Here is a 13,731-nt window from a genome sequence, read left to right on the forward strand (position 1 = left end):
CGGCGACATCGCCAGTCCGACACTAGCGCCGCAGACACTGCCCCTGCCACACGGCGCGGGACACGCGCGCACGCGGCTGCTACTCGGCCCCGAGCGCCTGGCGGAGCAGGTGCATGAGCGCCGACAGCTGCACCGAGTCGCTCGACTGCGGATCGACCGCGACGCCGTCCAGAGCGCGCTGCGCGAGCCCCTGCTTGGAGTCGATGAGCTCGGCGATCTTGGTGTCGATCGTGTGCGCGGCGATGATCCGCCATGCCGTCACGGGCTCGTCCTGGCCGATGCGGTGTACGCGGTCGATCGCCTGCGTCTGCTCGGCGGCCGTCCACGACAGCTCAGCGAGCACGACGTTCGACGACGCCTGCATGTTCACCCCGACGCCAGCCGCGGTGAGCGAGCATACGGCGATGCCCACCTCGGGGTCGTTGTTGAACGCGTCGATCGCCTGCTGGCGGGCGGGCGTCGACTGGTCGCCGCGCAGCGACACGGTGCGAAGCCCCGCGGCGGCGAAGTGCGCCTCGGCCTGGTCCATGACGTCGATGTGCTTGGCGAAGAAGACGACCTTGCCCACCGAGCGCTGCAGCTGCACGGCGTAGTCGGCGGCGAGCTGCGCCTTGGCCTGGCCGATCTTGCGCACCATCGTGAACACGTTCTCGGCGCCGGTGCCGGCCGCCTTCGACTCGTCGAGCTCGTTCTGCGCGACCATGCGGACCACATCGTCGTCCACCTCGCCCGGCGCGAGCACGCGATGCGCGCGCGCTTCGACGATGCGGCGGTACCGCGCCGCGAGACGCTCACCGAGCTCGCGCTCGGCCTGGCGGATCGAGCGGCCGAACTCGTCGTCGAGTTCGACGGGAAGATCGGCGATGAGCTTGTCGGGAAGGTCGGCTGCGACATCCGTCTTCAGGCGCCGCACGATCCCCATCGAGATGACCGCTTCGCGCGCCTCGGGGTAGAACGCCTTGTCGGCGGGGGTGAGCCCGGTCGCGTCGAGCTTCTCCATCAGCTCGCCGGCCGGCTTCTCGCCGCTCGGCATCGTCCAGCCGAGGAACCGCCAGATCGCGTCGAAGTCCTCCACGTCGTTGATGAGCGGAGTGCCCGTGAGCGCGAGCAGCAGGGGGTCGCGAACCTGCTCGCGGATGCGGGCGGCAAGAGCCAGCACGTTCTGCGAGCGCTGCGAGGTGAGGTTCTTGATGAAGTGCGCCTCGTCGACGACCATGCCTTTGAGGCCGAGGGTCGACAGCCACGACAGGTGGCGGTCGAGGATCTCGTAGTTGACGATGAACACGTCGGCGAATGCGTCGATGTTCTCGCCGTCGCCGTGGATCACGGTCGCGCGGCGCTGCGGCGTCCACCGCTCGACCTCGCGCGCCCAGTTCATCTTCACGACGTTGGGCACGACCACCAGCAGCGGGTAGGCCTCGGCGACCGATGCCGCCAGCACCGACTCCGCGGTCTTGCCCAGACCCGGCTCGTCGGCGAGCAGGAACGTGCGGTGCCCGTGGCGGACGGCCTCGAGGAAGCGCGACTGGTGCGGCATGACCTCGAGCCCCTTGGGCGAGAGGCGGTCGAACTCGGGGACCGCGGGCAGGTCCATCGACGCCGACCTGCCGCCCGCTCCCGTCTCGAACGCCTTGTACAGCGGGCCCATGAGCTCCCAGCCGTCCAGGCGCCGGCGCGGCGTCTGCTTCGGCACGCGCAGGGCGAGGTCGGGCGCCAGGAACGGGTTCGCCTCGCGGCGCGACTCGACCTGCGGCGGAACCACCTGGCGCTCGGCGAGGGCCGTCGGCACGACGGGGGTCGCGACCTGGACGGTGTCGGTGATGACGAGCTCTTCATCGGGCAGCTCGGCGCCTGACTCGAGCAGCCAGTCGCGACGCATGCGCCGGGCCACGGGCGATGCCGCCTGGTCGGCCTCGAGCAGCTGGATGAGCGAGGTGTCGCGGGCGGCGGTCTTGGCGAGGATCGTGGCGACGCCGTCGAGGCGCTTGAGCAGCTCGGCGCGCGCGGCATCCGTCACGCTCGTGTCGGCCTTCACCCGCGCGCGCTCCTCGCGGACCAGGAACGCGATGACCTGGAACTTCACGCGGTTGGTGGGCCCGAGCTTGCCGCGCTGGGCCTTGGCCTCGACCTCGCGCACCTTGCGGGCGAGGATCGGAATGATCGGCGCTTCGTCGTCGCGGCGGGCGGACGAGGACCGGCGGCGTCGAGAAGACGCGGTCTGGGCGGGTGCCGTGGTCGGCATGCTCCTCCTGAGCGTAGGTGCCCGGGATGGCCGGGCTGACCGTGAAGATCGGTCACTGCTGCGTTCCCCCGCGGTCGGCGGGCGCCGTCGCGGACGCGGGACCAGATGCCTCGACCGCCGGCCACAGGCACTCGCTTCAGCGAGCTGTGGCGTCGACGTGCGGGTCTCCGCCACCATTCTAGCGGAATCGCCCCGTCTTGCGCTTCAGCCCCACATCGTCGCGACGACGTCTTCGGTGTAGCCGTCCGGCGCGAAGTTGATCGTGCGCGTCGAGACCCACACGCCCTCGCGCAGCACCTGCGTCTCGGTCTGGACGACTTCGACGTCGTCGAGGCTGATCGAGCGCTGCTCGATGCGGCACACGGTTGCGCCGAGCTCGGCGGCGCATCCGAACGCCGCGTTGCGGAAGCCCGACTCGAGTGCCGCCGTCTGGTCGGCGCTCACCGCCGTCACGTTCGTGGCCAGTCCGATGCCGCCCGGCTGGCCCCACGTGCATCGCAGCGTCGGGATGCCGGACTCGAGGATCTCGAGTGCATCCACGTTCTGCGTCGAGAGCATCGTGACCCCCGGGTCGTTCAACGGCGGATTCTCGGCCTGGAGCGATGAGAGCATCGACGCCGAATAGATCTGCTCGCACTCGGTCGGCAGCACGAACCCGGCCACGGGCTCATCCGTGGCGGCGGGCGTCGCCGCCGGCGTCGCCGGCGGCGGGGGGGCCGTGGTCGGAGAGGCCGACCGGATCGGATCGGGTTCTGGCTCGGGCTGACACGACGCCAGCGCGAGTGCGCCGGTCGCCGCGATCGCGACGACCGCGACGCGAAACAGTGTCGTGCGGGGATTCCTTGATGCCACGAGCGCTCCCGAGGGTAGGTGCCCCGAGACTACCCGTGACCGGCCGCCGCCTGCTGCCACTGCCGCAGCGTGCCGGGATCGTCGGTGACGATGCCGTCGACGCCGAGCGCCGTCACGGCATCCCACTGGGAGTCCTTGTTGAGCGTGTAGACGACGACGCGCATGCCGGCCGCGTGCAGTTCGTCGACAACGTCCGGCCGGTCGAGCACGGCACGCCGGTCGACGACGATGCCGCGGGCGCCGGCCTCGCCGACGGCCCGCACGACGTCGTCCGGCAGCCGCTTCAGGATGATGAGGCTCGGGATGACCTCCGACGCGGCCTGCGCGAGGGCGAGGCTGCGCGCGTCGAAGCTCGCCAGCACCACGCGTTGCCCGAGGCCGCGCGCGTCGATCTCTGCGACGACGGATGCCGCGGCCGGGGCATCCCATTCCCCCTTGAGCTCGACGACCGCGCGGTGACCGGACGCGTCGAGCAGGTCGAGGAACTCGACCAGGGTGGGAATCCGCGTGCCCGCGAAGCGGGAGTCGAACCACGCGCCCGCGTCGAGAGCGCGCACCTCGGCGAGGGTGAGGTCTGCGATGCGGCCGTGACCGTCGGTGGTGCGGTCGACGGTCGCGTCGTGCAGCAGCACGGGCACGCGGTCAGCGGTGAGGGCGACGTCGACCTCGACGTAGTCGTACCCCGCGGCGAGCGCGGCCGAGATCGCGGGAAGGGTGTTCTCGGGCGCCGTCGCTCCCCCGCCGCGGTGGCTGGCGATGAATGCCGCGCCGCCGGGTGCGCGCGACTGGCCGAGCAGCTCTGCGGAGCTGACGTGCGCGGGGGTCGCGCCGAGGAAGGCGACCACCAGGCTCAGGGCTGCCAGCACGCACATCACGATCAGTGCGGGCAGTCCGTCGCGCGCGGGAGTCTGGGCGGTTGTCGGGTCGTCGGGCATCGGGCGCGTCCTTCGGGTGCTGCACTGCGTCACCATCGACGCGTGCAGACACTATAGCCCGATCGTTACCGTTTTGTTATCGCAAGTTCAGGTCGTTCGGATTCCACGCCCTGGACGCGCCCGGCGGCCCCCGCCCGCGACCCGGGGAAGTAGGGTGGCGCCATGGCCGGGCCCCGGACGATGACGCGCGATCAGCGCCTCGTGCTGTGGATCGCGGTGCTCGCGTCGTTCGTGTCGTTCCTCGACGGCACGGTCGTGACCGTCGCGCTCCCTGCGATCCAGCGCGAGCTGGGCGGCGGGCTCACGACGCAGCAGTGGATCGTCGACGCGTACCTCGTGACGCTGGGCGCGCTCATCCTCGTCGCCGGCTCGCTCAGCGACGTGTTCGGCCGCATCCGCGTGATCCTTGCCGGACTGATCGGCTTCGGCGTCACGTCGGTCGCGATCGCGATCGCACCCACCGCGGAGTTGCTCATCGTCGCGCGCGCACTCCAGGGCGTCGCGGGCGCGCTTCTCGTGCCGAGCTCGCTCGCGCTCATCACCGCGACGTTCCGCGGCCCTGCGCAAAGTCGCGCGATCGGCATCTGGACCGCGGCCACCACCTCGGCGATGGTCGCCGGACCGGTCCTCGGCGGACTCTCGGTCGACTTCCTGTCGTGGCGGCTGGTGTTCCTCATCAACGTCGTGCCGATCGGCGTCACGCTGTGGCTGCTCGCGATCCTCAAGCATCACGACGTGCGACCAGAGGCAGCGACCGTCGACTGGCTCGGGGCGATGCTGTGCACGGTCGGGCTGGGCGGGATCGTCTTCGCGCTCATCGAGCAGCCCAACCTCGGATGGGCATCGCCGGTGATCTGGGCGCCGATGAGCATCGGCATCCTGTCGTTCGCAGGGTTCCTCGTGCGGCAGGCGGTCGCACGCGACCCGATGATGCCGCTCGGGCTGTTCCGCGTGCGCAACTTCTGGACGGGCAACCTCGCCACGGCGTTCATCTACGGTGCGCTCGCGCTCAACGGCTTCGTGGTGGGGGTGTATCTGCAGCAGGGGGCGGGCCTGCCGGCGACCCTCGCGGGTCTGGCGACGCTGCCGATCACGGTGCTCATGATCATCTTCAGCTCACGCGTCGGCACGCTCGCGGGACGCTGGGGACCCCGCCTGTTCATGACCCTCGGGCCGCTCCTGATGGCCGTGGGGGCGGTGCTGCTGCTCACCGTGTCGCCCGACTTCTCGTACTGGACGCAGGTGCTGCCGAGCGTCATCGTGTTCGGACTCGGCCTCACCCTCACCGTCGCTCCGCTCACCTCGGCGATCCTCGGCGCGATCGACCCCGCGCACTCGGGCATCGCATCGGCGATCAACAACGCCGTCTCGCGCGTCGCGGGACTCATCGTCATCGCGATGCTCGCCGCGATCGTGGGCGGGTCGCTCGACCTCGACGGCTTCCACCGCGCCGCGATCGTCACGGCCGCGATGCTGGCCACGGGCGGGCTCGTCTCGTACGCCGGCATCCGCAATCCTCCGAAACAGCCGACGGATGCCGCCGGGTCGCCCGAGGCTGCGACGCCCGGCGCGGTCGGCTCGAGCGACCGCACCGATTCAGCCGGCGGCTGACCGCACGGCCAGGACCGCGTCCCACAGGGTGTCGGCCACCTCGCGCTTGGACCCCTGCGGCTCGGCGACCACCTCGCCGCGCGCATCGATGACAGTCAGCGCGTTGGCTTCGCTCTCGAAGCCCTTCGCCCAGCCGACTTCGTTGACCGCCAGCAGATCGACGCCTTTGCGCGCGCGCTTGCGGCGACCGCGCTCGACGAGTTCGTCGCGGCCCTGGGCGGTCTCGGCGGCGAAGCCCACGATCGTGTGACCGGGCTGCCCGCGCGCCACGAGACCGGCGAGCACGTCCTCGGTCTGCACCAGCTCCAGAGTGAGCCCGCCGTCGCCGCCCTCCTTGGAGAGCTTGCGCTCGGCGACCTCGGCGACTCGGTAGTCGGCGACGGCGGCGGCCATGACGATGACGTCCGCTTCGGCTGCCTCGCCGTACACCGCGTCGGCGAGCTCTGCCGCAGTCCCGACGCGCACGATGCGAACCCCCCGATGAGCGCAGGCTTCGGCCAGCACGGCCCCATCCACGTGGGCCGCCACCAGCACCACGTCGGCCCCGCGATCGGCCGCCGCGAGCGCCACCGCGATCCCCTGCCTGCCGCTGGAGCGGTTGCCGATGAACCGCACCGGATCGATCGGCTCGCGGGTTCCTCCGGCGCTCACCAGCACTCGCAGTCCCGCGAGGTCGCCGGGCGCGGGCTCGACCACCGCGAGCGCCGCGGCGTGGATCGCGTCGGGCTCCGACATGCGTCCCGGGCCGCTGTCGCCACCGGTGAGCGGGCCGTCGTCCGGGCCGACGACGCGCACGCCGCGCGCCCGCAGCACGTCCATGTTGTGCTGCGTCGCGGGGTGCCGCCACATCTCGGTGTGCATGGCCGGGGCCACGACGACCGGCGCCGTGGTGGCAAGTAGGGTGGTACCGAGAAGATCGCCCGCGAGCCCGGCGGCCATCTTCGCCAGCGTGTTCGCCGTGGCGGGCGCGACGACGACGAGATCGGCCTTCTGACCCAGGGCGACGTGCCGCACCTTCGCGACGTCGTCGTGCACCGAGGTCGTCACGGGGTTGCGACTGATCGCCTCCCACGTGGGCAGGCCCACGAACCGCAGCGCGTCCTCGGTGGGCACCACATGCACGTCATGACCGTCCTGCACGAACAGCCGGACGAGCTGCACCGCCTTGTAGGCGGCGATCCCGCCCGAGACACCCACGACAACGAACATCCCCCGATCCTCCCACGGACCGACCCGCGCGAAGAGAGCCCCCATGTGCACCGTCATCCTCCACGTTCCCGAGGCCCCCGGCGCCCCGGTGCAGGTGCTCGCGATCCGCGACGAGGACCCGCACCGCACGTGGCTGCCGCTCGGGCGGTCGTGGCCCGACACGCATCCCGATGTCGTGGGCGTGCGCGACGCGCGAGCGGGCGGAGCGTGGCTCGCCGCCGACGAAGCGACCCGACGGCTCGCGGTGCTGCTCAACCGCGCCGACGTGACCACGCGCCCGCAGTCCGAGATCCTCTCGCGTGGCGGGGTCGTACTCGACTCGGCCGAGGGCACCTCGCCGGCCGCAGACCCGCGCACCCACGGATTCAACCTCGTCGAGGTGACCCCGATGTCCGCGCGCGTCATCACGTGGGACGGCGAGGCCCTGCGCACCACCGACCTCGGCCCCGGCACGCACATGATCGCGCACGACGACGTCGACGATCCGCGCACCGCGCGCATCGCGCGCTGGCTCCCCGAGTTCCAGGCCGTGCCGCTGCCGGCAGGGGGCCAATGGTGGATGCCGTGGCTCGAGGTGCTCGCGCGGTCGACGTCGCTGGCCGCCGACGACGACCGCACGATCATCCGCGACAACCGTCCGTTCGGCTACCCGACGCTGTCGCTGCTGGTGTGCGCGGCATCCGTCTCACCCGGCGGAGTCGACCTGCACTACGCAGAACTCGACGAACCCGGAGTGTGGAACCCGCTCACGCTGGCCTGACCCGGCGCGCCGGCTACTCGGTGATCCGCCGAAAATCGGGCACTGCCGCGCGAGAGTCTGGCACCTCGGCGGATCCCCGAAGACCGGCATCCGCGTCAGGCCATCGACTTGGGATGCCACACGGTCTTCGTCTCGGTGAACTGCGTGATGCGCGCCAGGCTCGGGGCCGCGGCATCCGGGCCCTCTTCAGGAGACGTGACGCGCGTGAGCGTCTGCGCCGCCGCGATCTGCAGGTCCACCCACTCGAGGTCGCCCGCGCCGGTGAGGTCGAGCCCGTGCACGTCGGGGTGGGATGCCAGCCACGGCGCGATCTCGGCGGGCGAGCCGGTCAGCACGTTGACGACCCCGCCGGGCACATCGCTGGTCGCGAGCACCTCGGCGAGCGAGATCGCCGACAGCGGGAAGCGCTGGGATGCCACGACCACGACCGTGTTGCCCGCCACCAGCGCGGGCGCCACGGTCGAGACGAGTCCGAGCAGCGCCGAGTCCTGCGGGGCGACGACGCCGACGACACCCGTGGGCTCGGGCACCGAGATGTTGAAGTACGGCCCCGCCACCGGATTGCCGTTGCCGGCGACCTGGCCGAACTTGTCGCACCACCCGGCGTACCAGACCCAGCGGTCGATCGCCTCGTCGACCTCGGCGCCGGCCACGGCCGCCGAGACTCCGGTCTGCTGCACGATCTCGTCGACGAACTGGGCGCGGCGCCCCTCGAGGATCTCCGCGACGCGGTAGAGCACCTGGCCGCGGTTGTAGGCGGTCGCGCCGGACCACGGCTTCACCGCGGCGAGGGCCGCCTCGACGGCATCCCTGGCGTCCTTGCGCGAGGCGAGCGCGGCGTTGGCGAGAAAGTCCCCGCGAGCCGACACCACCTCGTAGGTGCGGCCGGACTCGCTGCGCGGGAACTTTCCGCCCAGATACAGCTTGTAGGTCTTCGGCACGGTCAGGCGCTTGCTCACGCTGCCCCCTTCAGGTACGCGGCGAGGCCATGGCGCCCGCCCTCACGGCCGTAGCCGGACTCTTTGTAGCCGCCGAACGGCGAGGCCGGGTCGAACCGGTTGAACGTGTTCGCCCACACGACGCCCGCGCGCAGCCGGTCGGCGACCGCGAGGATGCGCGAGCCCTTCTCGGTCCAGATGCCGGCCGACAGCCCGTACGGGGTGTTGTTCGCCTTCGCGATCGCCTCGTCGGGCGTGCGGAAGGTCAGCACCGAGAGCACCGGGCCGAAGATCTCGTCGCGGGCGATCCGATGCGAGGACTGCACGTTCGTGAAGATCGTGGGCGCGAACCAGAACCCCTTGTCGGGGATGACGCAGTCCGCCGTCCAGCGCTCGGCTCCCTCTTCGTCGCCGATGCGGCTGAGCTCGCGCACGCGGTTCAGCTGCTCGAGCGAGTTGATCGCCCCGATGTCGGTGTTCTTGTCGAGCGGGTCGCCGAGGCGCAGCGTCGACAGACGCGCCTTCAGCCGCTCGACGACCTCGTCGTGGATCGACTCCTGCACGACCAGGCGGCTGCCCGCGCAGCACACCTGACCCTGGTTGAAGAAGATCCCGGTGACGATGCCGTCGATGGCCTGCTCGATCGGGGCATCCTCGAAGATGATGTTCGCGGCTTTGCCGCCGAGCTCGAGCGTCACCTTCTTGCCGGTGCCGGCGACCGTGCGCGCGATCTCGCGTCCGACGGCCGTCGAGCCGGTGAAGGCCACCTTGTCGACACCCGGATGCCGCACCACGGCCGCTCCGGTCGCGCCGGCGCCGGTCACGATGTTGACGACACCCGGCGGGAGGTCCGCCTGCTGCAGGATCTCGGCGAACAGAAGAGCGGTGAGCGGCGTGGTCTCGGCGGGCTTGAGCACGACGGTGTTGCCCGCCGCGAGCGCCGGGGCGATCTTCCACGCGAGCATGAGCAGCGGGAAGTTCCACGGGATCACCTGCCCCGCGACGCCGAGTGCGCGCGGGTTCGGACCGAGGCCGGCGTAGTCCAGCTTGTCGGCCCAGCCGGCGTAGTAGAAGAACCACGCGGCCACCAGCGGGATGTCCACGTCGCGGCTCTCTTTGATGGGCTTGCCGTTGTCGAGACTCTCGGCTACGGCCAGTTCGCGCGCGCGCTCCTGCACGAGCCGGGCGATGCGGAAGAGGTACTTGCCGCGGTCGCGCCCGCTCAGCTTCGACCACGTCTTGTCGAACGCGCGACGCGCGGCGACGACCGCGGCATCCACGTCCTCATCGCTGGCGGTCGAGACGGTCGCCAGGTGCGACTCGTCGGCGGGCGAGATCGTCTCGAACGTGCCGCCCGTTCCGGCACGGAACTCGCCGTCGATGAACAGCCCGTACTCGGGCTTGAGCGAGAGGATCGCGCGCGACTCGGGGGCCGGTGCGTACTCGAGAAAACTCATGTGTGTCGTCCCTGGTCAGTCGATCGTCACGTAGTCGGAGCCGGTGTAGTGCCCAGAGCTGAGCTTCTGGCGCTGGCGCAGCACGTCGTTGAGCAGGCTCGACGCGCCGAAGCGGAACAGGTGCGGCTGCAGCCACTCCTCGCCGGCGATCTCGGCGACCGTCACGAGGTACTTGATCGCGTCCTTCGCGGTGCGGATGCCGCCGGCGGGCTTCACGCCGATCTTCTCGCCGGTCGAGCGATGCCAGTCGCGCACCACCTCGAGCATGAGCAGCGTCGTCGGCAGGGTCGCCGCCGGCTGCACCTTGCCGGTCGACGTCTTGATGAAGTCGCCGCCGGCGAGGATCGCCAGCCACGAGGCGCGCTTGATGTTGTCGTACGTCTTGAGCTCCCCCGTCTCGAGGATCACCTTCAGCGACGCGAACGAGCCGTCCTGGCGGCGGCAGGCCTGCTTGACCTGCGCGATCTGGTCGAACACCACGCCGTAGCGCCCCGAGAGGAACGCGCCGCGGTCGATCACCATGTCGATCTCGTCGGCGCCCGCGGCGACCGCTTCGGCGGTATCGGCGAGCTTGATCGCCAGCGACGCGCGTCCGCTGGGGAATGCGGTGGCCACCGCCGCCACCGATACCCCGCCGTCGTCAGGGTCGCCGTGCGCGCCGCCGAGCGCCTCGACCGCGTAGGGCACCATGTCGCCGTACACGCACACGGCCGCCACGCGCGGGCACGTCGGGTCCGAGGCATCCGGATTCAGGGCCTTCGCGACGAGCGAGCGCACCTTGCCCGGCGTGTCGGCGCCCTCGAGGGTCGTGAGGTCGATCAGTCCGATGACCCTGTCGAGAGCCCATGCCTTCGACGTGGTCTTGATCGACCGCGTGCCGAGGTCGGCCGCCCGCTGCTCGAGCCCCACGGCGTCCACGCCGGGAAGCCCGTGCAGGTAGCGGCGCAGCGTCGTGTCGTCGGGCTCGCCGCCCAGCAGTTCGACGGCGCGCTCCGGCAGCGTCTGGAGTTCGGTGCGACTCATGGTCTCCTGTTCCTTCCGACGGGGGTGCCGTCAGGGTCTGGCCCGTGCGCCCGACTGCCCGCCCGCATGCCGCACGAGCACCAGGACGCCGATCCCGACGACGAGCGCGAAGGCGATCGTCAGCGCGGTGAACGCGAACCAGTTCTCGTCGAGCAGGAGGACGATGCCCGCCGCGATCACCGCGATCGCGGCGGCGGCGATCTTCGAGCCGAACTTCAATCCTACTCCGGGGCTGAGCTGCCCCGCCTGCGAGTCACCCCGCGCGAGGATCAGATCTGCGAACGCGTCCAGCGTCGCCAGCAGCGATGCGGAGTAGGCCACGGCGCATCCCAGTGCGCCCCAGAGGTTGACGCTCGGCTGCGGCGCTGCCGCGGCGAGCACGATGTCGACGAGGTTCACGACCCTGATCGTAGGGTGCCGCGCCGCGCCGGTCTACGCGTCGGCAGCGGTGCGCGGCGACTCGTCGGCGAGGGCGCTCTCGGGTATCGCCGGCGGCAGCACGGGTGCGACGAGCTCGTCGACCGTCATGCCGCGGCGATCCGCTTCGGCGACCAGGCGCGCGGCGAGCTCGCGCGGCATCCGTCTCGCGTCCGCTCCCCGTGCGTCGGGCAGCAGCAGCGACAGCACAGGGACCACGATCGCGCCCAGGGCCGCGAGGATCGCGATCACGCCGAACGTGCGCCAGAACGCCTCGCCGTCGATCGTCTCGGACCACCAGATGAGGTACACGAGCATGCTGAGCGTGGCCGCGATGAGCGCGATCGTGACGCTGAGGCCCACCCGCACCGTGGGTCGGCGACGATCGGCCAGCAGCAGCAGGAGAGACGCGAGCGAGAAGGCGGCCGATGCCGTCACCGCGGTCCACATCCCACGGCTGAAGGCGTCCCACCAGTCACCGTACCCGCCGCGGTACCAGATCAGCCAGATCACGAGCAGCGCGGCGATCACCGAGACCACGGCGCCCACGAATCCGAAGACCTGCAGGCGGCGTCCGACCAGCGCGACACAGCACAGCACAGCGACGCTGAAGGCGCCGACGACGGCCGTGGTCGCCAGCACGCGGGCGGCGATCTCATCGAGCGGCGCGCCGAGGAGCACGGCTATGCCGCCGAGGGCGGCCAGGCCGAACGAGGCGATGATGACGCCGACGATCACCCGGCGCGCGATCGATACGACGGGGGTGCTCACGCCAACGAGTCTCGCACACGCTCGACATCGTCGGCCATCTTGCGCACGAGCGCCTCGACACCGTCGAACGCGACCATTCCGCGAATGCGGCGGGCGAACTGCACCTCGACGCGGTGACCGTACAGGTCGAGGTCGGTCTCGTCGAGCACGTAGGCCTCGACCTGCCGCACGGGCACATCGTCGAAGGTCGGGTTGGTGCCCACACTGATCGCCGCCGGGAAGCGGATGCCGGGCCGGAGTCCGTCGGCGGAGTCCTCATCGACGAGCCACCCGGCGTACACGCCGTCGGCCGGCACGAACCCCTCGAGATCGCTGCTGAGGTTCGCCGTCGGGAAGCCCAGCTCGCGACCGCGCTTGGCGCCGTGGACGACCTCGCCCCACACCGCCGGGGCCCGCCCGAGCAGCTTCGCAGCCGCCGCGACGCCGCCCTCGGCGAGAAGCTCGCGGATCCACGTCGACGAGACGCGGCGGCCGCCCTCGATCGCACGGACATCGTCGACCACGTCGACTGAGAACCCGAGCTCGCCGCCGAGCTCGCGCAGCACGTCGGGGGTGCCTGCTCCCCCGCTGCCGAAGCGGAAGTCGTCGCCCACGAGCACGGTGCGCGCGCCGAGCGCGCCGACGAGAATGCGCTCGACGAACTCGCGCGGCGAGAGGTCGGCCAGCTCGCGGTCGAAGGTGAGCATCAGGGTCGCGTCCACGCCGGTCTCGGCGAGCAGGCGCACCTTCTGCGTCGCGCCGATGAGGTCTGGCGGGCACACCTCGGGCCGCAGCAGCGAGAGCGGGTTGCGGTCGAAGGTCACGGCGACCACGCGCGCGTCGCCGGTCGCGGCATCCACCCGCGCCCTCTCGATCACGGCCCGGTGGCCGGCGTGCACACCGTCGAACTTGCCGATGGCCACCACCGACGGCCCGAAGCCGCCGGGCACCTCGTCGGGGCCGCGGAAGACGATCATGAGGCGGTGAGGTCGGCGTGGGCGACGGAAGCCTGCGCCCCCGGCCTGTGCGTGATGAGCCACCACAGGCCGAAGAACGGCAGCACGAGCGGCACGAACAGGTAGCCCATGCCGAACCAAGACCACACCGTGGGGTGGGCGAACAGCTCGGGCACGACGAAGCTCAGGGTGCCGATGACGAGCACGCCCGCGAGCTCGAAGCAGATCGCCACCCACGCGACGATGTACCACGCGCGCGAGCGCGAGAAGATCAGCGCGAGCGTGGCGAGGATGTAGACCACGGCGGACAGCGCCGACAGCGTGTACGCGAGCGGGGCCTCGTCGAACCTCTCGACGATCTGCACGAACGAGCGACCGGTCGCGGCGAGCGCCATGATCGCGTACACGATCACGAGGACCCGGCCGATGCCGGTCATGCGGGGGCGGGTGGGCGACGACATGACCTGTCAATCCTAGGCCTGGTCGACCGCGGCGCCGACCGCGGGCCGGGATGCGCGTTCTGAGGGGACCGGGGATTCTGAGGGCGAATTCGCGTCCATCCCCCTCACCACATCGGATCC

The 13,731-nt window shown here is 71.1% G+C and carries 13 protein-coding genes; 2 read left to right on the forward strand and 11 right to left on the reverse strand.

The window, feature by feature from the left end:
* Positions 1-79: 79 nt before the first annotated feature.
* The 3 genes from AB1K54_RS04810 to AB1K54_RS04820 form a co-directional block, all read right to left on the reverse strand.
* Positions 80-2,242, reverse strand: coding sequence for a DEAD/DEAH box helicase (locus tag AB1K54_RS04810; RefSeq protein WP_371201581.1), 2,163 nt, complete (start codon positions 2,240-2,242; stop codon positions 80-82).
* Positions 2,243-2,446: 204 nt separating this feature from the next.
* Complete coding sequence (locus tag AB1K54_RS04815) at positions 2,447-3,094, reverse strand: hypothetical protein (RefSeq protein WP_371201582.1); 648 nt, start codon at positions 3,092-3,094, stop codon at positions 2,447-2,449.
* 29 nt (positions 3,095-3,123) lie between these two features.
* Entirely contained in the window at positions 3,124-4,029 is a 906-nt protein-coding gene (locus AB1K54_RS04820; protein WP_371201583.1) for a glycerophosphodiester phosphodiesterase, read from the reverse strand.
* Positions 4,030-4,191: 162 nt separating this feature from the next.
* Between AB1K54_RS04820 and AB1K54_RS04825 the strand changes: the two genes are divergently transcribed.
* Positions 4,192-5,640, forward strand: a complete 1,449-nt coding sequence (locus AB1K54_RS04825; protein ID WP_371201584.1) for an MFS transporter — start codon at positions 4,192-4,194, stop codon at positions 5,638-5,640.
* Here the strand turns inward: AB1K54_RS04825 and coaBC are convergent.
* Entirely contained in the window at positions 5,626-6,849 is a 1,224-nt protein-coding gene (coaBC, locus tag AB1K54_RS04830; RefSeq protein ID WP_371201585.1) for a bifunctional phosphopantothenoylcysteine decarboxylase/phosphopantothenate--cysteine ligase CoaBC, read from the reverse strand. The two genes, AB1K54_RS04825 and coaBC, sit on opposite strands and share 15 nt — an antisense overlap.
* 43 nt (positions 6,850-6,892) lie before the next feature.
* Between coaBC and AB1K54_RS04835 the strand changes: the two genes are divergently transcribed.
* A complete protein-coding gene (locus AB1K54_RS04835) occupies positions 6,893-7,609 on the forward strand; it encodes an NRDE family protein (protein ID WP_371201586.1) in 717 nt (238 codons plus the stop codon).
* A 95-nt stretch (positions 7,610-7,704) separates the two neighbouring features.
* Here AB1K54_RS04835 and AB1K54_RS04840 read toward each other — a convergent pair whose 3' ends face one another.
* From AB1K54_RS04840 to AB1K54_RS04870, 7 genes are read right to left on the reverse strand one after another with little or no spacing between them, the layout of a single operon-like run.
* The gene (locus AB1K54_RS04840) at positions 7,705-8,568 is read right to left on the reverse strand and encodes an aldehyde dehydrogenase (protein WP_371201587.1); all 864 of its coding nucleotides are present in this window, start codon (positions 8,566-8,568) and stop codon (positions 7,705-7,707) included.
* Positions 8,565-10,004: an aldehyde dehydrogenase family protein gene (locus tag AB1K54_RS04845; RefSeq protein WP_371201588.1), complete on the reverse strand. Its 1,440-nt coding sequence runs from the start codon at positions 10,002-10,004 to the stop codon at positions 8,565-8,567. The genes AB1K54_RS04840 and AB1K54_RS04845 overlap by 4 nt, the downstream gene beginning before the upstream one ends.
* Positions 10,005-10,019: 15 nt before the next feature.
* Positions 10,020-11,027: a deoxyribose-phosphate aldolase gene (gene deoC, locus AB1K54_RS04850; protein WP_371201589.1), complete on the reverse strand. Its 1,008-nt coding sequence runs from the start codon at positions 11,025-11,027 to the stop codon at positions 10,020-10,022.
* A gap of 30 nt (positions 11,028-11,057) precedes the next feature.
* The gene (locus AB1K54_RS04855) at positions 11,058-11,426 is read right to left on the reverse strand and encodes a hypothetical protein (RefSeq protein ID WP_371201590.1); all 369 of its coding nucleotides are present in this window, start codon (positions 11,424-11,426) and stop codon (positions 11,058-11,060) included.
* A gap of 33 nt (positions 11,427-11,459) precedes the next feature.
* Positions 11,460-12,215 (reverse strand): hypothetical protein, encoded by a 756-nt coding sequence (locus AB1K54_RS04860; RefSeq protein WP_371201591.1) that lies wholly within the window; start codon positions 12,213-12,215, stop codon positions 11,460-11,462.
* Positions 12,212-13,171 (reverse strand): bifunctional riboflavin kinase/FAD synthetase, encoded by a 960-nt coding sequence (locus AB1K54_RS04865; RefSeq protein ID WP_371201592.1) that lies wholly within the window; start codon positions 13,169-13,171, stop codon positions 12,212-12,214. Before AB1K54_RS04865 ends, AB1K54_RS04860 begins: the two co-directional genes overlap by 4 nt.
* Entirely contained in the window at positions 13,168-13,611 is a 444-nt protein-coding gene (locus AB1K54_RS04870; protein WP_371201593.1) for a hypothetical protein, read from the reverse strand. Before AB1K54_RS04870 ends, AB1K54_RS04865 begins: the two co-directional genes overlap by 4 nt.
* Positions 13,612-13,731 lie beyond the last annotated feature (120 nt).

The organism is Microbacterium sp. BWT-B31 (genome assembly GCF_041379855.1).
Taxonomy (GTDB): Bacteria; Actinomycetota; Actinomycetes; order Actinomycetales; family Microbacteriaceae; genus Microbacterium.

Coding starts and splice junctions, on each gene's coding strand:
- AB1K54_RS04835 (WP_371201586.1), top strand. CDS start 6,893: ATGTGCACCGTCATCCTCCACGTTCCCGAGGCCCCCGGCGCCCCGGTG.
- AB1K54_RS04810 (WP_371201581.1), bottom strand. CDS start 2,242: ATGCCGACCACGGCACCCGCCCAGACCGCGTCTTCTCGACGCCGCCGG.
- coaBC (WP_371201585.1), bottom strand. CDS start 6,849: ATGTTCGTTGTCGTGGGTGTCTCGGGCGGGATCGCCGCCTACAAGGCG.
- AB1K54_RS04845 (WP_371201588.1), bottom strand. CDS start 10,004: ATGAGTTTTCTCGAGTACGCACCGGCCCCCGAGTCGCGCGCGATCCTC.
- AB1K54_RS04865 (WP_371201592.1), bottom strand. CDS start 13,171: ATGATCGTCTTCCGCGGCCCCGACGAGGTGCCCGGCGGCTTCGGGCCG.
- deoC (WP_371201589.1), bottom strand. CDS start 11,027: ATGAGTCGCACCGAACTCCAGACGCTGCCGGAGCGCGCCGTCGAACTG.
- AB1K54_RS04825 (WP_371201584.1), top strand. CDS start 4,192: ATGGCCGGGCCCCGGACGATGACGCGCGATCAGCGCCTCGTGCTGTGG.
- AB1K54_RS04870 (WP_371201593.1), bottom strand. CDS start 13,611: ATGTCGTCGCCCACCCGCCCCCGCATGACCGGCATCGGCCGGGTCCTC.
- AB1K54_RS04820 (WP_371201583.1), bottom strand. CDS start 4,029: ATGCCCGACGACCCGACAACCGCCCAGACTCCCGCGCGCGACGGACTG.